Here is a 17,740-nt window from a genome sequence, read left to right as displayed (position 1 = left end):
CCATTTTCATATATTTATGCTGTTTTCATTACCTTGCATTTTTTACAATATCCAAATAGCATATACCCTAGATACAGAATAGTTGCTATTAAAAACACACAAGCTATTGGTTTTGAGAAAAAGTCCAATATATTATTATCAGAAAGTATAAGTCCTCTTCTCAAATTTTCTTCTGCCATTCTTCCTAAAATAAATCCTATTATAAAAGGCGATTGAGGCACTTTGAATTTAACAAATATATATCCTAAGATACCAAATACCAGAATAGCTATAACATCAAATGTTCTGCTGGCAAGAGCAAAAGCTCCAACTGTTGTAAATACTATAACAATAGGAAGCAGTACATATTTAGGCACTCTCAGCACCTGAGCAAATATTCTCAATCCAAAGAACTCTACTATCAGCATAAGAAAAGCTCCTATAAACATAGCTGCAAATATTGCAAATACCAATGAAGCATTATTTTTAAACAACAGTGGCCCCGGAACAATACCATGTACCATGAAAGCTCCAAGAAGAACTGCTGTAGCTCCGTCTCCCGGTATTCCCAAAGTAAGAAGAGGTATCATAGCTCCTCCTACTGAAGCATTATTTGAAGTTTCAGAAGCAACAACTCCGTCAGGTATTCCTGTTCCAAATTTTTCAGGATATTTAGATCTGCTTTTTATTACATTATATGCAATCAGATTAGAGGTAGAACCTCCAATTCCGGGAATGATACCTATTACTATTCCAATAACAGCTGCTACCAGAGCATTCCATTTTTGTGCCAGAAATTCTTTTATTGAAAATCCGAACCCTTTTACATCCTTCATATTTACTTCTATTTTTTCCTGCTTAGTAGAAAATTTAATAGTTTCTGATGTAAGAAGTATTTCTGTTATAGCAAAAAGTCCTATTAATACTGTCAGTGTATTAAAACCTCCTACCAACTGAGGACTTCCAAATGTAAATCTTTTTACAGCATCTGTTGGCGACAGCCCCACTGTTGCGAAACCTATTCCCATAAATGCAGCAAAGAATGCTTTTGGCAGAGTACTTCCTGCCAATGAAGTTATCAATATAATTGCAAACATAGCTATTGAAAAATATTCATGTGGTCCAAACTGTAAAGCAACTTTTGCAAGAAGCGGTGAAATAAATACAAGTGCTAAAGTACTTACTACTGTACCTATAAAACTGAATACTACTCCCATTCCAAGTGCTTCCATAACTCGTCCATTGTTTTTCATTGGAAGTCCATCAAAGCAGGTAGCTATTGATGACGGTGTTCCCGGAATCCCCAGCAATACTGCTGAAATTAATCCTCCAGAAGTTCCTCCAATATATAGTGATATTAGAAAACAAATTCCTACTGCCGGCGTCATTGCATATGTAAACGGCAGTCCTAAAACCAGCCCCATTACTGTAGATAATCCCGGAACAGCTCCAAATACTATTCCCACAGCAGTTCCTATCAGCATAAGTATAAGTGTATATGGCTGTAATGCTGTCAACAGCCCCTCTCCAAATAATTCAAACATCTCTTTGTCCCTCCCTTATTTTCTATAAAAATGCATCTAGTAATCCACCAGGAAGGAAGATACTGAATCCAAAATAAAATAGATAATATATTCCCACTGAGAAGAGCAGAGAAATTGCCAAATAAACAAGCTGATTTTTCTTAACATATCCAGGGGTTAATACATTCATTTCCAAGAAAAGAAATAAAAATGTTGTTATAATAAATCCCACGCTAGAATAGAGCAGAATATACAGAGCTATCAATGCAAATGTGCATATTACTGTTTTCTTATCAAATTCTTTCTTTTCTGCTTCCCCCTTTGGAGTTTTAAGCCCTCTTCCTGTTTGCAGTACTCCAACCACTATAATCAAAACACTGATAAGAGAGGGTACAAATCTTGAATCAAATAACTGAGATCTTGTTCCAGGTATTTGAAGTACTAATATTCCATATGCTGCTCCACATAAGAGCATAATAATTCCTAATACAGTATCTTTACTTTCCCAATTTAAACTTTTGTTACTCATAAATCTCTCCTTCCTTATCTAACCATACAAGGTTTTTTAGAATCATATTTCCAGTCTTTTATTAAATACTGCATTGCCAGTGCATCATCACGATCTCTGAACTTAGCTGGCATTGTTTTATATAACTCATGAGCTTTCAATAATTTTTCCATATCAATTTCTACTCCAAGTCCCGGTTTATCAGTTATTTTTATAACTCCATCCTTTATCACAGGAGATTCTTTAGTAAGCCCTTGCCCGTCCTGCCATATATAATGAGTATCTACAGGTGTAATCTTTCCTGGTGCAGCTGCTGCTACCTGTGCAAATGTTGCCAGAGTTATATCAAAGTGATTGTTTGAGTGTGATCCCCATGTCAGTCCCCAGTCTTTCAGTATATATGCCATTCTTACACTTCCATTTAATGTCCAGAAATGAGGATCGGCAAGTATTATATCTACTGATTTTAATGCTGCTGCATGATAGAACTGTCTCCAGTTAGTAGCTATCATATTTGTTGCAACTTTTAATCCTGTGGCATTTTTAAATTCTGCCATTATTTCTCTGCTTGAAAATCCAGCTTCTGGTCCGCATGGATCTTCCATATATGCCACTACATTATTTTTACCCTCGCATAATCTTATTGCTTCCTCTAAAGTCCATGCTCCATTTGGATCAATGTTTACTCTTGCTTCTGGAAAAGCTGCATGAAGAGCCTCCACAGCTTTCATTTCCTCTTCTCCTTTTAATACTCCGCCTTTTAATTTAAAATCTTTAAATCCATATCTTTCATAAAGAGCTTTTGCCTGTTCTACTACTGCTTCAGGAGTAAGAGTTTCTTTTCTTCTCACTTTCTCCCATTTATCTTTACAGTCACTCTCTACTAAATAAGGAAGATCAGTTTTCTTTGTATCAGCTATATAAAATAAATAACCCAGGAAAGGAACTTCTCTTCTTTGTATTCCTCCATCTCCTAACAGAGATGCCATAGCTTTATTTACATATTTTCCTAATAAATCCAACATAGCACATTCCACAGCAGCTTCAGCCTGAACTACAAATTTCAGATTGCTTATATTCAATCCCTGAAGTCCTTCACCACTATCCCCTTTAGCCTTCTGCCCATTTTGTCTTATGTTTGTTATAACCTGTCTGTAATCAGCTATTTCTGCTCCTACCACTATTGGTTTATAACTTTCAAGCATTTCTGTTATAGCTTCCCCGCCATGTATTTCTCCTATTCCTTTATTTCCAGTTTCATCTTCTAAAATTACTATATTTCTTGTGAAATAAGGTGCATGACATCCACTAAGCGTCAGAAGCATACTATCATATCCTGCTACTGGATACACATCCATTTTTACTACTTTTGGTGATCCCTTCTTTTCCATAAAATTTTCCTCCAATTATTATAGTTTAATAGGATAAATCCTCAGTTATTAAAACATAATTATCTAATTTCGTATATCGTATCATAATATTTTTTCACAGGATATATTATAAAAAACAAAAATAAGCATTGAAAATTGTCTTAAGTAACATAAAAAAATAATATCCATTTTAAAGTTCTCTTCCCTGCTAATTAATTTAAAATATTCCTTTTATCTTCTTCCTAAGTTTTAAAAAAAATATTTATTGAGGAATATAAAGCTTCTTAAAATTTAAAAAAATTAAAAATTTATATTAAATACAAAAAAGGCTGTCCTAAAACAGCCTTTTCCTAATTTTAAACCCTCTATTCAGTTGTTATATTATCTTTCTATCAATCATTTTTCTAACTACAGCCTTAGCTAGATCAATTCTTTCTTCAATAGTAGATATGTCCAAATATTCGTTTTTGCTGTGAGCTTCTCCCCCCACAGGACCTACAGCATCAACTACTCCTACACCTAATACTCCTAAGAAGTTCCCATCAGAACATCCTCCAGCTACTTCCCAGTCATATTTTATTCCCATTTCAGCTTTGCTCTCATCAAAAAGATCACGAAGTGTAGCTGATTTATCATTTAGTACTAATGGTGGTCTATATCCAATTTCTTCAAGTTCTACTTTGATTCCCTCAACTAATGGATTTGCTTTTAACTCTTCCATAGTTTTTCTGATAGTTTCAAAGAATTCTACTTGGTGAGATCTTCCTTCAAATTTGATACAAGCATAATCAGGAACGATATTTACTCCACTTCCACCTTCTATAAGTCCCACATTAAGTGAGTTCTTTATATCCCAGTTATGAAGTTTAGATATTTCAGTTACCCAACGAGAAGCTTCAAGAATAGCATTGATTCCCTCTTGTGGATAGTTTCCTGCATGAGAAGATTTTCCAAAGAACTCAACTTTGTATTTTACAAGTCCTTTTCTCTCTATTACAGCATTTCCATTTTTACGAGCTGGTTCAAATACCATTGCATATTTTGCATTCTTTCCTACTTCTTCTATTACAGGTCTTGAATAACGAGAACTGATTTCCTCATCTGTATTCATTACAAGAGCTATAGTTATATCTTCATCTTTGAACTCTTTAGCAACTTCTATCATAGAAAGTACTCCAGACTTCATGTCATATACTCCCGCTCCTGTTGCTATATTTCCTTCAAGTTTATATGACCATGCTGGTACAGTTCCTTTAGGGAATACAGTATCGTTATGTCCTAGGAACATAAGATCAATATCTTCACTGTCTCTGTTCTTAGCTACTAATACAGGGTTCTTTCCATCATTTTGAGGATATACTTTAAGTATCCAGTCATTTTCAAGCTCTTTCTTGAAAAATTCTGTAACTTCCTGTACCCCTTCAGGTACATTGCTTCCACAGTCGATGTTTACTAACTTTTCTAAATCTGCTAAATATTTTTTCATATCCATTTCTATGTGTCCCCCTTATTTTTTAAATATTATCCAAATAGAATCATGTTAGTGATAAGAACTGCTAAAAGTCCTCCAACCATTGGAGCTGCTGTTCTTTTTACAACATCAAATGGAGATACTCCAGAGATACCTGCAACTGCAACAATAACCGCAGTGATAGGAGAAATACTTCTTGCTATTCCTGCTGCTAACTGCATTGGCATTAACATAACAATTGGATTAAGATCAACTGATGCTGCTACTGCTGGTGCAAGTGCCGCAAAAGCGAAGAATGGTGCATTTCCTGATCCCATAAGGATAGAAGAAAGTGCTATTATTGCAGTCATTACTAGAATCATTGGCTGAGGTCCAAGTCCTGCTGACTTAGTTGAGTCAATAAGAGCTGATATAACTCCTATTCTAGTAAGTCCAAGAGCAAAGAATTCTCCAGCTACAATTAGAGTGATAACATTTGCAAATTGACTTCCCATTGCTGTAAATACTATTTTCAATTCAACAAGAGTACTTTTGAAAGCTTTTCTTCTCAATCCTTCAATGAACATACTTAAAGCAATACTCATAAACATAGCTTCTATAACGTCTACTCTAACTTTACTTCCAGTTAACGGACTGAATACAAGTATTACAATCAACGGAATGATAGGTAAAAGAGCATAGAATCCAGGAACTTTTCCTTCTGCATTCATTTCTTTTTCAAATTCAGCTTCCTCTTTAGCTTTTTCAGCTAAATTCATATTTTTGTCCATAGATTTATTTACAAAGTAGTGGATAACTGTGATAACAATAACTGTAACTATTGCTACTGGTATTTGATAATCAACAAAGTATAGTGCTGCATCTATTCCAGCAGTTTTAGAAGCCAGAACAGCATTTCCAGAAGCTGGTCCTAGGTCAAGACAAGCAGATGTTCCTATTACTGCTGTAGCTGCTAGAGGTGATACTCCAAGAGATACAACGATAGGATATACAGTTACCATTAGAAGTACTCCAAGTCCAGATGCACTTGGTATGAAGATATTAAGTATTTGTCCCACTACATACGATAATGCAAGCACTATATATGGAGAGTTAAGTTTTTGTAAAGGCTTAATAGCAACTTTTACAAGAGCCTTACTTGCTCCTATATGGTCCATGTATTTAGCAAATGCTGATACTATCATAATAGCTAGTCCAAGACTTCCAGTAGTCTTAATAAAGTTAGCTTTTAATTGAGCAAATACATCAAGATAAAGTGATCCTGTTCCACCTTTTGCAAGGATAGGAGTTCCATTAAAGACAACAGCAGCTAACAAAAGTACAGCTCCCCCAAGCAACAGAACACCTTGTGCATAATATTTTTTAACAATAAGATATCCAACTGCCACCACAACCAAAATTGCAACTATAAAATTCATTTTATTCCCCCTTTATATATTAGTTTTGTTTATCTGCACCATGTCTGTAACGAGGAAGCAGCATAGGAGATACTCTGTCAGTTTCTACTCCATTTGCTTTCAAAGATTCATGGTATTCTGCTATATGATTTAGAGTAAGGTCTTTTACTTCAACCTCTTTACTCTTAGCACCAGCATTTTTACCAGCTCTACGTCCAAATACTATTATATCCAATAATGAATTTCCCATAAGTCTGTTTCTTCCGTGGATTCCTCCAGCACATTCTCCAGCAACAAATAGGTTTTCTATTTTAGTTTCCCCTTTATCATTGATTAGGAGTCCTCCATTTTGATAATGAAGTGTTGGGTAGATAAGAATTGGTTCTTTTCTCATATCTATTCCAAATTTTTCAAACATTCTAAACATTGCAGGAAGTCTTTTTTCCAATGTTCCCTCTCCATGTATCATGTCGATTAATGGAGTGTCAAGCCATACTCCAACTTCTCCAGTTGGTGTAGCAATTCCTTTTCCTTTTACATTACATTCATTGATGATAGCAGATGCTTCGATATCTCTTGTTTCTAAGTGATATACGAATTGCTCTCCATCTATGTTAAGAGGTGTAGCTCCAAGTCCTCTTACTTTTTCAGTTACTAGAGCACCAAATATTTGAGATGGGAATGCAACTCCTGTAGGATGATATTGAATAGTATCAGCAAAAGCAAGTTCTGCTCCTACTCTGTATCCTAATACTAATCCATCAGCTGTTGCTCCATAGTGGTTAGAAGTAGGGAATCCATGATAATGAAGTCTTCCTGCTCCTCCTGTAGCCAGTATTACAGTTTTAGCTTTTGCTACTGAGTATTCTTTAGTTTCAAGATTATACAGTACAGCTCCTGCTACTTTTCCCTCTGTATCTTTTATAAGTTCTACAGCTGGTGAAAACTCTATTACTTCTACACCTTTATTTCTTACTTCATCTCTAAGTACACGCATGATTTCTGCTCCACTGTAGTCAGCAGCAGCATGCATTCTCTTTCTTGAAGTTCCTCCACCATGCTGTGTATGCATAGTTCCATCTTCTTCTTTATCAAACATTACTCCAAGTTCATTAAGCCATTGGATAGCTCCCGGTGCATCATGTACTAATGCTTTTGCCAGTTCAGGAATGTTTGTGAAATGTCCTCCACCTAATACATCTAAGTAGTGTCTAGCAGGTGAATCGTCTGGCTTGTCAGCAGCTTGGATTCCTCCTTCTGCCATCATAGTGTTGGCATCACCAAAACGAAGTTTAGTAGCTATCATTACTTTTGCTCCAGTATTATGTGCTTCCAGTGCAGCAGCAGCTCCTGCTCCCCCTGCTCCTATTATAAGAACATCTACATCATAGTCTACTCTGTTAAGATCTACTTTATCTAATTCCACTCTGCTTTTTGCTTCTATAAGATCAGCTAGTTCCAAAGGCACTTTATCTCCAGAATTTACTCCAAGATTAAGCGGTCTGAATCCACTTTCTACATAGTCAGGGTGATTACTCTTTAATATTTCAAGTTTAGCTTCTGGAGACAATCTTGGAAAATCATGTCCCATTCTACTTGGACGAGTTGCCTCAACCTTTTTTATTAATTCTCTCATTTCTGCCGTATACATCTATCAAAAACCTCCATTCCTACTATTTAGTGATATCTCTATGATTGTATAGATCTTTTAGTTCATCTATACTTTTGTTCATCATTTCATCTAATTCCGCATCTAATTTACCAGCGTTGATTTCTTCAACTCTTTCCATTAAATGTTTACTCTTAGGAGCTATATGTTTTCCAGTAATACGACGAGCCAGAAGTCCTACATTGTAGTGAGTTATTCCAGCAGGACATTTTGATGCACATATTCCACATCCTACACAGTCAAATGATTCATGAGCACATTTCTCAAATTCTCCTCTTTGTGCATATGCAATATACTGCATTACATTGATTCCTTGAGAACATCCTTTTGTACAAGCATTACATCCTATACATTTGTATATTTCAGGATATTTTTCTACCATAGTATCAGCAGAAGCTTCTACTTTATCCATATCATAAACTGCTTTTTTCCCCGGGAAGAAAGGAATTTGTGTAAGATACATTCCATCTTCTACCTCGCTTTGACAAGCAAGAGTTACTTTAAGTTCACTTTGTCCCTGCACTCTATATACAGTAGCACAAGCTCCACAGAATCCTGATCTGCATCCGCAGCTTCTTATAAGCTGATATCCTGCATATTCCATAGAATCCATTATTGTTAGAGTTGAAGGTACAGTATATTTTTTACCTAATATATATATATCAACCATTTTCTTTTCAGCCATTTATCTCTCCTTACTATGATTTTTTCTCAATATTAATATTCATTTGGAAGTTCTAAAATTTCATCACATCTAAATACTGGACCATCTTTACAAACATATTTATCTCCAATGTTGCAACGTCCGCATTTTCCTACACCACATTTCATTTTAAGTTCCAATGTAGTGAATACTTGCTCTTTCTTAAATCCGATTTCTTCCAAACCTTGAAGTACAAATTTGATCATGATTGGAGGTCCGCACACAAGAGCAACTTTGTTATTGTCAAGTCCAAGCTCTTTTACATAGTTTGGGACAAATCCAACATGCCCATCCCATCCTTCAAATTCTCTGTCTACTGTCAGATGCACATTTGTGTCTTTCTGAGCAGGCCATACTTTGAAAATATCATTTTGATGTACTAGATCATCTGGAGTACGTGAACCATATACGATATCCACTTTTCCATAGTTTTCTCTGTTATCCATTACATAGTTGATAACTGAACGAAGAGGAGCAAGTCCTATACCTCCAGCTATGAACAGAAGGTCTTTACCTTTCAATACATCTGCTTCTTCTACAGGGAAGTTATTTCCATATGGTCCTCTTATACCAATTTCAGCTCCCTCTTCAAGCTGGTGTATATAGTCAGTTACTATTCCGCATTTTTTTATGCTGCACTCCATGTAATCTTTTACAGTAGGAGATGAAGTTATAGAGAATATAGCTTCTCCTATTGGAGGAACTGACAGCATAGCACATTGACCTGGCATAAATTCAAAAGGTTTTCCACCTTCTGGACTCTCTATTCTAAATGTAGTAACATCAGGAGTATCTCTTCTGATATTAGTTATTATTGCCACTTTAGGCATTAAAGGATCATTGTCATGATCATGACATCCGCAACCACAACTCATATTATTCCTCCCCCAATCTTTTTATTACTCTTACAATATTTAGTCCTACAGGACATTTCTCAACACATCTTCCACATCCTACACAAGAGTACATTCCCTCATGATTTTTTGGATAATATACAAGTTTGTGCATAAATCTTTGTCTTACTCTTTGTAATTGACTAGTTCTTGGATTTCCATGAGCCATACGAGTAAAGTCTGATATCATGCAAGAATCCCAGCATCTGTATCTCTCTCCAGCATTTCCTCCATCATAATCTTTTACATCATAACAGTGGCAAGTTGGACATACAAATGTACAAGACCCACAAGCTAGACATTTTTTGCTGATATCTCCCCAGAAGTCTTCCATATCGAAAAGCTCCTGTTGTTCTTTAGTTATTTTTTTAGGATCAAGATCTTTTAATGGAAGTGATTCCATTTTTTCTTTGATCTCTTTTTTTAATGTTTCAAGAGCATTTACATCTTCAGCATCTTCAAGTACAGATGAGACAGCAGCAGTAAGCTTTTCTCCCTTTTCTGTCTTTGCTTCCCATAAGATATAGTCTCCCATATCCCAAGTTACTATATCAGAAGCTGGAGAAGCTTCAGCAGCATCTATTCCAAATGCACTACAGAAACAAGTTTCCTCTGGAGAATTACATGCCATAGTTACTATGATCCCTTTTGCTCTGTGAGCTCTGTAATATGTATCTACCGGCTCTCTCAAAAATATATTGTCCATTATTTTAAAACTTGCTGCATCACAGTTTCTAACACCAAAAAGCACATAGTCTCTTCCCTCTACATTTACTGGTGTAAGTTCAAGTTTTTTTCTTGTATTTTTAAATTTTAAGTATGTTTCAGTTTGAGGAAAAACAAACTCTTTTACTGATGAACTTGTTTTAAGTACATCAAGTCTTACATTTTTGTCAGCTGCATAGCTTCCAAAATTTACAAGAGTACCATTTTCCATTGGAAGAAATAAATCAAAACTGTTATTAATAGCTTCCCATAATTCAGTCAGTCTGCTTTTTAATACTTTTTTCATTATTTACCTCCTTTTTTTACTGCAAAGTTATCTTTATCTTCTAGTGTGTATGATACTAATGGTGCTGGAGTTTCAGAATCAAGTCCTGCTTCCCATGCTCCATAAGTTTCATTGATATCTTTTATTATTTTTCTGTTTAACAGGTCAAGTCTGATATGAGCAGGACATATTCTTGCACATTCTCCACAGTCCACACAGTTACCAGCTACATGGTAAGCTCTTGTTAAGTGGAAGAATCCATTTTCAGGTGCTATATTAGCTTTTCCTAAAACATTTATATCATCATTGTCGAATACACATTTTACACAGCTGCATGCTGGGCATATGTTACGACAAGCATTACATCTGATACATCTTGAAAACTCATTGCTCCAGAATTCGTATCTTTCATCAGCAGTCATATTCTCAAGTATTCTTACTTCTCTGAATCTCTCTTCAGGATCAATTTCAGAAGTTATTTCCTCTCCTAACAGTTCATCATATACTACTGGAGTAGGGTGAAGACAAGTTTCACATTTTGTATATTTATTATTTTTAGAATCAACCATTTCATTACATGGAACTCCCCATACATATACTTTTTCTCTGTCTATTCTATGGTCTTTCAATAATTGGTTTAATCCTAATGAATCGCATCCTTTTAAAAATATTCCAATTTTTTCATATTTTTGTGTTTGTTCCATAAGATATTTGCTTAGGTTGTTTATACAGTAAGCATCTAATACAAGTTTATCAGCCTGTTCAGCATCAGTGATGAAAACTGGTATAGATTCAAATGAGAAATCTCCTTTTTCCCAACCAATTACCATTTGGACTTTATTACTTGAAAGTGCTTCTTTAGCTATTTTTCTAATTTTTTCAGTCATTATTTCCATCTACCATCCCTCAACTTTTTATTTGGTCCAAGTCTATGAACGTTTTCCAATACTTCATTCATTACTGTAGCAAACTTATTTGCTTCCGCAGCTGATATCCAGTCTATTTTGAAACGCTCTTTTTCTATTCCCATATACTCAAGAAGATTGATGAACACAGAGAAACGACGTCTTGTGTAATAGTTTCCTGTTGAGTAGTGACAGTCCCCTGGGTGACATCCTGCAATAACTACTCCATCTGCACCTTTTTGGAAAGCACGGATTATGAAGTTAGTATTTACTCTGCAAGAGCATGGAACACGAATTATTTTTACATTAGCAGGGTAGTTTAATCTGCTTGTCCCTGCTAAGTCAGCACCTGCATAACTACACCAGTTACAGCAGAATGCAACTATCAAAGGTTTGAATTCTTCTTTTTCTACTTTTTCTACAGACGACATATTGCATCTACCTCCGCCATAATTTGTTTATTTGAGAATCCTCTCAGGTCAATTGCTCCTGGACGGCAAGATACTGTACATCCTCCACATCCTTGACATAGTGCATCATTTACTGTTGCCACTAATCTTCTTACAACTTTTCCATGATCTCTGATATCAGTCATTTTTAGAGAGATAGCATCGTATGGACACATTTGTGCACATTGACCGCATCCACTGCAAAGATCTGTATTTACAGAAGATACACAAGGGTTATTTACAAGTTTATCCTTGCAAAGCAGAATTATTGCTTTTGCTGCTGCTGCACTGGCTTGTGCCACTGTTTCAGGAATATCTTTAGGTCCTTGACAAGCCCCTGCTAAGTATATTCCTGCTGAAGCTGTTTCTACTGGTTTTAGTTTTGGATGTGCCTCTGTAAAGAAGTTGTTTGTATCTGTACTGATGTTTAGCTTTCTTTTTAAAGCTACTGCATCATCTTTAGCTCTTGTAGCTGCTGCCAGTACTACCATATCAGCATCTATTACAACTGTCTGTCCAGTAAGTGCATCTACACCATTTACCATTAGTTTATCCCCTTCTGGGAATACTTTTCCAACCATACCTTTGATATATTGAACTCCATACTCTTCAACTGCTCTTCTTTGGAATTCATCAAAGTTTTTACCAGGTGTTCTTACATCTATATAGAATACATATGCTTCGATATCTGGGTATTTATCTCTAAGAAGCATTGCATGTTTTGCTGTATACATACAACAGATTTTTGAACAGTAAGGTTTTCCTCTGTCGCTTGTATCTCTTGATCCAACACATTGTACAAAAACTACTTTCTTAGGTTTTGTATGATCTGAAGGTTTAAGGAATTTTCCATGAGTAGGTCCTGCTGCATTTGTAAGTCTTTCAAATTCCAGTGAAGTTATTACATTTGGATGAGAATAGTTGTATTCTCCTAACTTCTCAAGATTGATAAGATCATATCCAGTAGCTACTACTATAGCTCCATATCTTTCTTCTATAATTTCATCTTTTTGAGAGAAATCTATAGCTTTTGCCATACAAAGTTTTTCACAGATTCCACATTTTCCAGTTGCCATTTTTATACATTGAGTAGTATCGATTACTGGTACATTTGGTACTGCCTGTGCAAATGCTTTATATATAGCTCCTCTTTTAGTTAGATTTTCTTCAAATTCATTTCCTGCTTTTCTTGAAGGACATTTTTCAACACAGATTCCACAACCTGTACATTTATCCATATCTACATAACGAGCTTTTTTCTTTATAGATACTGTAAAGTTTCCTACATAACCATTTACAGCTTCTATTTCACTGTATGTATGTAAAGTAATGTTTGGATGCATAGAAGCATCAACCATTTTAGGTGTTAAGATACAAGCTGAACAGTCAAGTGTAGGGAATGTCTTATCTAACTGAGCCATTTTTCCACCTATACTTGGTTGCTTCTCAACTATATCCACTTTGAATCCTGCATCAGCTATATCAAGGGCTGTCTGTATACCAGCAATTCCCCCTCCGATTACCAATGCTCTTTTTTCTACTCCACTCTCTCCAGATACTAACGGAGCATTAAGAATAGCTTTTGCTACAGCAGCTTTTACAAGTGCTATTGCTTTTTCTGTTCCCTGCTCTTTGTCTTTATGTACCCATGAACAGTGTTCTCTTATATTTGCTATCTCAACAAGGTATGGATTTAATCCAGCCTTTGCTGCTGCATTACGAAATGTTGTCTCATGCATTCTAGGTGAACATGAAGCAACTACTACTCTATCTAAGTTATGCTCTTTTATAGCATCCTTTAATAAATTTTGCCCTATCTCTGAGCACATATATTGATAATTTGTTGAATAAACTACTCCAGGAATATCCTTTGCTACTTCAGATACTCTTTCTACATCTACAGTACCTGCTATATTATTCCCGCACCAACAAACAAAAACTCCAACTCTTTGCAATCTCTTTCCTCCTCACAAAACAGTTTATTTACTATATTTACGAAATGCACTAACAATAGCTTGCTGCGGCATCTTTTTATCTGACATTATTCCAGGTACATCCTCAGGAATCAATTTGCTGCTTCCTTTTTTTCTTACGATAGTCAAACGAACTGCTTCCATCAATTTACAAAGATCTACATTTCTAGGACAACGAGAAGCACAAGTAAAACAAGAAGCACAAGTCCATATAGTTTTACTATTTTTTATTGTTTCTACATCTCCCATTTGCAGATGTCTTATTACTTGATGAGGAAGTATGTCCATTCCTTCAGCAGCAGGGCATCCAGCAGAACATTTTCCACACTGCATACAGTTTGCTGTTTTTTCCTTGCTGATTTCCTCTATTGTAAGTACATCTTTTTTATCTTTATTGAAAACTACTCTATCTCTTTCCAATTTTTCCTCCCTGTCTTTAGAAATCTCTTACTTAACTCCTAAAGCTTCAGCTAAAATCTCTGAAAAATAACTTACAGATGCTGTATCTTTAAGTTCCAAGTTATACTTGCACAAAGGACAAGCTGTAACAATTTCCTCTGCTCCATTATCTAAAGTTGATTTTATTATCTTACTGCTCATTTTTTCTGTAAGTTCTTTATTATTTACAGCAAGATAAGCTCCACAGCATTCTGTTCTATATGGGTAAAGTACTGGAGTTCCTCCAAGTGCTTTTATAAAATTCTCCATTATTGATGGATTTTCAGGATCATCAAAGTTCATCGCTTTTTTAGGTTTTAAAAGCATACATCCATAATAAGCTGCAATTTTACGATTAAGAGGTTTTACCACTTTCTCTGCTATCTTATCAAATCCTATTTCGTCTCTTAACATTTCAAGATAGTGGATTACTTCTCCCTCTCCTGAGTAGTCATTTTCTAATTGAAGATAATTATTTACTTTTCTTCTCATATCTTCATTAGATTTTAGTTCCTCATTTGTTCTTTTTATTACATGGTGACATGCAGAACATATAGTCACAAGTTTCTCTCCCTTAGCATAAGAAGCCGCCAGACTTCTTACTGAAGAAAGTTTTGTAGCAATTTCGTCTGAACCTAATGGAAATACTGCCCCACAACATTGCCAGTCTTTCTGCTCTTCCAATTCGATACCTAGAGCAGCTGCTGAATCTAAGGCATATTTCTCAAGGTCTTGTGCTTTAGTTTTTAAAGTACAACCAGGGTAATAGCTAAATTTCATTTCTTCTCTTCCCTCCCTATTCATTAATTAAATCTCTTTAATTCCTACGTTTTTTTAAAATTAAACTTTTATTTACTGTATCCTTTAAAACTATTTTTCCATTTGTGAACTATTTTTGAAATCAAAGTTTTAATTAAGTACTAAATATATTAATATATTTATAATATATTGTGCACGATATGTCAAATGTTTTTTTATTTTTTTGCAGATTTTTCCATAAAAAAGAATTGATATTTCTTTCGTTTAGAATAATTTCCTAGAACAAAGTCCAGTATATTCAATCTTTGAAATTTTTTATTCATAAAAAAATATTAAGTTTTTAAAGGGTTTTCATTTTTTTTATTTTTTTCTATGAAGTTTAAATTTTACAAAATAAAATTCTATTTTTTAAGTTACTCATTTCTTTGATTAGCAAATGTCATTTTTTTATAAAAATCATAGAAAAATTTTTATATGAAGAACATATTTTAAGTTTTTTAATCTTGGAAAATTTTATATATATAAATGAAGAAATGAGTAATAAAAATTTTCTTTAGATTTTAATTTCTCTTTTATTATATTTTTATATTCTAAAAAACTATTTCACATGTATTTTTGTAGTCCAAAATTTGACTTATTTTTCTATTTTTGTTATAATCGATTATATATAGAACTACTAGAAGGGAGATATACTATGAAAAATCCATTGTTAATAGAAGATGTTGAGTTTATAGAAAATAATATTGAGTGCCTTCAAGATCATGTTGGAAACGGTTTTAACCACTATGTAAATGAATGGCTCTCTGATAATACAAAGTTTAATTTTTGGGCATTTTTTTTAGCACCTTTTTGGCTGGGCTATAGAGGGCTCTATGAATATGCTATTCTTTATATAATTTTTATCAATATTACTTCAGATCATCTTCCATCAGTATATCTGGCATTTCTTTTTCTTTTTCCTGCATATTTAGGTTTTAAAGGAAATATCTTGTATTTTGAAAAGGTAAAAAATAATATCAAGAAAGGCAGAAGAACAAGTGGGGGAGTAATAGGAATTCTTATTGTAATACTTCTTCAGGTGGCTGTTTTTAATATATTTTACAAGTAAATATTTTAATTTATGACAAATAAAAAATGAGTGGCTTATAGGCAGATTTAATCCGCCTGTTTAGTCACTCATTTTTAAATTACTTATTATTTTTATAAAAATCTCTCATTTTATGTGTAGCTATATCTGCATATCTTGTTGGAAGCGGTATATGGCTCTCTTTTCCAACCAGCAGCATTATTATTTCAACAGCTCTTTCCAATTTCATATAATTCCCTACAGATACAAATACAGGTTTTACTCCTTTATGAGTTCTTAAAGATGCACCGCATACTTTGTTTTCTATTACTATTTCAGTATATGCTCCCTCTTTGTCTTCTGGCATTACAAATTCTACTCCATCTATTTTATAGTAACTTTTAGCAACCCCTATAGATGGTTTTTTTAAATAAAAAGAAGCATGAGTTGCTATTCCCATATTTCTTGGATGGAGGTATCCATTTCCATCAAAAACATATAAATCAGGCTGTATCTTTAATTTTTTAACAATTTCCAATATTAAGGGAAGCTCCCTGAATGAAAGATATCCTGCTATATATGGAAATGTTATATCCCCTTTTGTATTTGCTTCCTCCACAATTTCTTTAGTATCAATATCTATAATGGTTATACAGCATACAGCTGTCTCTTTTTCATTTTCCATCCAGTAAGCCAGATCTATTCCAGCCACATATTTAATGTCTTCTAATTTAAAATTATTTTTTAATTCAACTTTATCTTTTAGTTCCAATTGTATCTTTTTACATTTATCTTCTGATATAAATAAAAAATCTTCTATGTATTCCATAATTCCCCTCTGATTAATTTTTATTTCTAAGCAAAAAAGCTGACTTATAGTCAGCTTCTTACTTTTATTTAAAATAGAATGGATATTCTTCAATAAAATATTCAAGTTTTGCTGGTAATCTTGAAAAATGCTCATTAAGCAGTTCATGAACTTTATCTTTTTTCTTGTTTTTAATAGTATCCAATATCCTCAAATGGCTCTCTTGAATAAAATTATCTTTTATCTTGTTAGAGGAATTTAAAACTCTCACTCTCTGATAGTCAAAAAAGTTCTCTGTTGTCACTTTAAATAAATCTTTGTATCCCACTCCTTCAAATATCATTTGATGAAATTCCACATCTAGTTTATGAAATTCTACATAGTTTCTAGTTGTATCAAGGATAAATTTCTGTTTTGCAAGGTTATCTTCTAATTTTTTTAGATGTTCTTCTGAAAAATTATCGCAAGCTAATTGTATCATTTTCTCTTCCACACAAATTCTCAGCATTCTTCCATCTTCAAATTTTTCTTTATCTATCTTAGTAACAAAAGTTCCGCTCTGAGGAAGAGTTTCTATTAACCCATCATGTTTTAGAAGAATAAGTGCCTCTCTAATAGGTGTACGGCTCATATTAAGAGAATGAAACAGATCAATTTCACGAAGTTCCTCTCCAGGTTTAAGGTCAAGTCTGAGTATATTCTCTTTTAATATTTTGTATGCAAAACTAGAATTTGTTTTACCCATTATATCGTCGTATATCTTTAGCACAAAATCCCTCTTTTCTTATAGTTAATTTATAGTATCTTATTATACTTTATTACTTAATTCCCTAATTGT

The 17,740-nt window shown here is 34.1% G+C and carries 17 protein-coding genes; 1 reads left to right on the top strand and 16 read right to left on the bottom strand.

The features are described 5' to 3' along the window. Positions 1 to 14: 14 nt before the first annotated feature. The 14 genes from C4N20_RS13400 to C4N20_RS13335 form a co-directional block, all read right to left on the bottom strand. Complete coding sequence (locus C4N20_RS13400; protein ID WP_005977792.1) at positions 15 to 1,523, bottom strand: tripartite tricarboxylate transporter permease; 1,509 nt, start codon at positions 1,521 to 1,523, stop codon at positions 15 to 17. A 22-nt stretch (positions 1,524 to 1,545) separates the two neighbouring features. Continuing rightward, positions 1,546 to 2,031, bottom strand: coding sequence for a tripartite tricarboxylate transporter TctB family protein (locus C4N20_RS13395; RefSeq protein ID WP_005977794.1), 486 nt, complete (start codon positions 2,029 to 2,031; stop codon positions 1,546 to 1,548). 14 nt (positions 2,032 to 2,045) lie between these two features. Then, the gene (locus tag C4N20_RS13390; protein ID WP_005977796.1) at positions 2,046 to 3,401 is read right to left on the bottom strand and encodes a glucarate dehydratase family protein; all 1,356 of its coding nucleotides are present in this window, start codon (positions 3,399 to 3,401) and stop codon (positions 2,046 to 2,048) included. Positions 3,402 to 3,756: 355 nt separating this feature from the next. Continuing rightward, entirely contained in the window at positions 3,757 to 4,872 is a 1,116-nt protein-coding gene (locus C4N20_RS13385; protein ID WP_005977798.1) for a M20 family metallopeptidase, read from the bottom strand. A 29-nt stretch (positions 4,873 to 4,901) separates the two neighbouring features. After that, on the bottom strand, positions 4,902 to 6,269 hold the full coding sequence (dcuC, locus tag C4N20_RS13380; protein ID WP_005977800.1) for a C4-dicarboxylate transporter DcuC: 1,368 nt from the start codon (positions 6,267 to 6,269) through the stop codon (positions 4,902 to 4,904). Between the two features lie 19 nt (positions 6,270 to 6,288). Next, positions 6,289 to 7,899 (bottom strand): FAD-binding protein, encoded by a 1,611-nt coding sequence (locus C4N20_RS13375; RefSeq protein WP_005977803.1) that lies wholly within the window; start codon positions 7,897 to 7,899, stop codon positions 6,289 to 6,291. A 22-nt stretch (positions 7,900 to 7,921) separates the two neighbouring features. Next, positions 7,922 to 8,602, bottom strand: a complete 681-nt coding sequence (locus C4N20_RS13370) for a 4Fe-4S dicluster domain-containing protein (RefSeq protein ID WP_005977806.1) — start codon at positions 8,600 to 8,602, stop codon at positions 7,922 to 7,924. Between the two features lie 32 nt (positions 8,603 to 8,634). Continuing rightward, complete coding sequence (locus C4N20_RS13365; RefSeq protein ID WP_005977809.1) at positions 8,635 to 9,495, bottom strand: FAD/NAD(P)-binding protein; 861 nt, start codon at positions 9,493 to 9,495, stop codon at positions 8,635 to 8,637. A gap of 1 nt (position 9,496) precedes the next feature. Continuing rightward, positions 9,497 to 10,525, bottom strand: a complete 1,029-nt coding sequence (locus C4N20_RS13360) for a 4Fe-4S dicluster domain-containing protein (protein WP_005977812.1) — start codon at positions 10,523 to 10,525, stop codon at positions 9,497 to 9,499. Next, positions 10,525 to 11,400 (bottom strand): 4Fe-4S dicluster domain-containing protein, encoded by an 876-nt coding sequence (locus C4N20_RS13355; protein WP_005977815.1) that lies wholly within the window; start codon positions 11,398 to 11,400, stop codon positions 10,525 to 10,527. The genes C4N20_RS13360 and C4N20_RS13355 overlap by 1 nt, the downstream gene beginning before the upstream one ends. Continuing rightward, the gene (locus C4N20_RS13350) at positions 11,391 to 11,840 is read right to left on the bottom strand and encodes a hydrogenase iron-sulfur subunit (protein WP_005977828.1); all 450 of its coding nucleotides are present in this window, start codon (positions 11,838 to 11,840) and stop codon (positions 11,391 to 11,393) included. The genes C4N20_RS13355 and C4N20_RS13350 overlap by 10 nt, the downstream gene beginning before the upstream one ends. Then, positions 11,828 to 13,813, bottom strand: a complete 1,986-nt coding sequence (locus C4N20_RS13345) for a CoB--CoM heterodisulfide reductase iron-sulfur subunit A family protein (protein ID WP_005977829.1) — start codon at positions 13,811 to 13,813, stop codon at positions 11,828 to 11,830. The genes C4N20_RS13350 and C4N20_RS13345 overlap by 13 nt, the downstream gene beginning before the upstream one ends. Positions 13,814 to 13,837: 24 nt before the next feature. Then, a complete protein-coding gene (locus tag C4N20_RS13340) occupies positions 13,838 to 14,251 on the bottom strand; it encodes a 4Fe-4S dicluster domain-containing protein (RefSeq protein ID WP_005977830.1) in 414 nt (137 codons plus the stop codon). Between the two features lie 27 nt (positions 14,252 to 14,278). Next, on the bottom strand, positions 14,279 to 15,049 hold the full coding sequence (locus tag C4N20_RS13335) for a CoB--CoM heterodisulfide reductase iron-sulfur subunit B family protein (protein WP_040490724.1): 771 nt from the start codon (positions 15,047 to 15,049) through the stop codon (positions 14,279 to 14,281). Between the two features lie 673 nt (positions 15,050 to 15,722). On the opposite strand from C4N20_RS13335, the gene C4N20_RS13330 reads away from it, so the two are divergent. Next, positions 15,723 to 16,136, top strand: coding sequence for a DUF2628 domain-containing protein (locus tag C4N20_RS13330; RefSeq protein WP_005977835.1), 414 nt, complete (start codon positions 15,723 to 15,725; stop codon positions 16,134 to 16,136). Between the two features lie 79 nt (positions 16,137 to 16,215). On the opposite strand, the gene C4N20_RS13325 is transcribed toward C4N20_RS13330, so the two are convergent. Continuing rightward, complete coding sequence (locus C4N20_RS13325) at positions 16,216 to 16,923, bottom strand: endonuclease V (RefSeq protein ID WP_005977838.1); 708 nt, start codon at positions 16,921 to 16,923, stop codon at positions 16,216 to 16,218. Positions 16,924 to 16,987: 64 nt separating this feature from the next. Further along, a complete protein-coding gene (locus C4N20_RS13320) occupies positions 16,988 to 17,671 on the bottom strand; it encodes a GntR family transcriptional regulator (protein ID WP_005977841.1) in 684 nt (227 codons plus the stop codon). Between the last annotated feature and the right edge of the window lie 69 nt (positions 17,672 to 17,740).

Source organism: Fusobacterium ulcerans (genome assembly GCF_003019675.1).
In the GTDB taxonomy this organism is placed as follows: domain Bacteria; phylum Fusobacteriota; class Fusobacteriia; order Fusobacteriales; family Fusobacteriaceae; genus Fusobacterium_A; species Fusobacterium_A ulcerans.
This window is presented reverse-complemented; position numbering and strand designations above follow the sequence as displayed.

Excerpts from the sequence above, each read along its gene's own strand:
- C4N20_RS13400 (WP_005977792.1), bottom strand. The coding sequence starts at position 1,523 with ATGTTTGAATTATTTGGAGAGGGGCTGTTGACAGCATTACAGCCATAT.
- C4N20_RS13395 (WP_005977794.1), bottom strand. The coding sequence starts at position 2,031 with ATGAGTAACAAAAGTTTAAATTGGGAAAGTAAAGATACTGTATTAGGA.
- C4N20_RS13390 (WP_005977796.1), bottom strand. The coding sequence starts at position 3,401 with ATGGAAAAGAAGGGATCACCAAAAGTAGTAAAAATGGATGTGTATCCA.
- C4N20_RS13385 (WP_005977798.1), bottom strand. The coding sequence starts at position 4,872 with ATGGATATGAAAAAATATTTAGCAGATTTAGAAAAGTTAGTAAACATC.
- dcuC (WP_005977800.1), bottom strand. The coding sequence starts at position 6,269 with ATGAATTTTATAGTTGCAATTTTGGTTGTGGTGGCAGTTGGATATCTT.
- C4N20_RS13375 (WP_005977803.1), bottom strand. The coding sequence starts at position 7,899 with ATGTATACGGCAGAAATGAGAGAATTAATAAAAAAGGTTGAGGCAACT.
- C4N20_RS13370 (WP_005977806.1), bottom strand. The coding sequence starts at position 8,602 with ATGGCTGAAAAGAAAATGGTTGATATATATATATTAGGTAAAAAATAT.
- C4N20_RS13365 (WP_005977809.1), bottom strand. The coding sequence starts at position 9,495 with ATGAGTTGTGGTTGCGGATGTCATGATCATGACAATGATCCTTTAATG.
- C4N20_RS13360 (WP_005977812.1), bottom strand. The coding sequence starts at position 10,525 with ATGAAAAAAGTATTAAAAAGCAGACTGACTGAATTATGGGAAGCTATT.
- C4N20_RS13355 (WP_005977815.1), bottom strand. The coding sequence starts at position 11,400 with ATGGAAATAATGACTGAAAAAATTAGAAAAATAGCTAAAGAAGCACTT.
- C4N20_RS13350 (WP_005977828.1), bottom strand. The coding sequence starts at position 11,840 with ATGTCGTCTGTAGAAAAAGTAGAAAAAGAAGAATTCAAACCTTTGATA.
- C4N20_RS13335 (WP_040490724.1), bottom strand. The coding sequence starts at position 15,049 with ATGAAATTTAGCTATTACCCTGGTTGTACTTTAAAAACTAAAGCACAA.
- C4N20_RS13330 (WP_005977835.1), top strand. The coding sequence starts at position 15,723 with ATGAAAAATCCATTGTTAATAGAAGATGTTGAGTTTATAGAAAATAAT.
- C4N20_RS13325 (WP_005977838.1), bottom strand. The coding sequence starts at position 16,923 with ATGGAATACATAGAAGATTTTTTATTTATATCAGAAGATAAATGTAAA.